This is a genomic window from Novosphingobium sp. 11B (assembly GCF_054589055.1).
The window spans coordinates 83,227-84,399 of sequence record NZ_BAAILP010000332.1 but is presented as its reverse complement, the minus strand read 5'-3'; the positions used below and the strand labels follow the sequence as shown (position 1 = coordinate 84,399).

Sequence of the window (1,173 nt, the reverse complement as noted above, 5' to 3'; positions counted from 1 at the left end):
GCGAAGCAATCCAGGGCAGCTTTAAAACCGCCTTGGATTGCTTCGCTGCGCTCGCAATGACGGGGTGGGGGTCAAGTTGTCGCGGCATAGTGAGCATCACTCATCGCTACGTGAAGAAAGCACGCACTAATCGCTGGCGCGATAAGCGCCTATCTCGCACTTGCGGCACGTGTGCCGATCCAGTTTCCATTTTCCTCCGACAGCAAGGACATTCCATGCAAGTCAACGCCTATGGCGCACATGCCGGCGACAAGCCCCTCGAAGCCATGACCATCGAACGGCGCGAGCCGGGCCCGCGCGACGTCGCGATCGACATCAGCTATTGCGGCGTGTGCCACTCGGACCTGCACACCGTGCGCAGCGAGTGGGGCGGCACCCTTTTCCCCTGCGTTCCCGGTCACGAGATCGTCGGCACCGTCAGCGCGGTGGGCGGCGAAGTCAGCCGCTTCAAGGTCGGCGACACCGTCGGCGTCGGCTGCATGGTCGACAGCTGCGGCCACTGCGGTTCGTGCCATGACGATCTCGAACAGTATTGCGAGAACGGCTTCGTCGGCACCTACAACGGCAAGACGGCGGATGCGCCCGGCCACACCATGGGCGGCTATTCGCGCGGGATCGTCGTCGATGAAGGCTTCGTCCTTTCGATCAGCCACCCGGCGGAGCAGCTTGCCGCCGTCGCGCCGCTGCTCTGCGCGGGCATCACCACGTACTCGCCGCTGCGTCACTGGAACGCCGGTCCGGGCAAGAAGGTCGGCGTCGTCGGCATCGGCGGTCTCGGCCATATGGCGATCAAGATCGCGCATGCCATGGGGGCCGAAGTCGTCGCCTTCACCTCGACGCCCGCCAAGCGCAAGGACGCGATCGACCTCGGCGCCGACAGCGCGGTGGTCAGCCGCGAGGCCGAGGAAATGGCTGCGCACACCGGCACGTTCGACCTGATCATCGACTCGGTCGCGGCGAGCCACGACCTCGACACCTATATCGGCCTGCTCAAGCGCGACGGCGCGCTGGTCATGCTGGGCGTGCCCGAGCATCCGCACCCCTCGCCCAACGTCGGCGGCATGATCTTCGGCCGCAAGACGATCGCGGGCTCGCTGATCGGCGGCATTGCCGAGACGCAGGAAATGCTCGATTTCTGCGCCGAGCACGGCATCGTCTCGGACGTCGAGATGA

General features: G+C 65.3%; 1 protein-coding gene. It reads left to right on the top strand.

What is annotated here, in order from left to right; translation table 11 throughout:
* Window positions 1–215 precede the first annotated feature (215 nt).
* Window positions 216–1,173 (top strand): NAD(P)-dependent alcohol dehydrogenase (locus ACYPYD_RS27605; protein ID WP_459666972.1); only part of this gene is annotated, 958 nt, incomplete at its 3' end.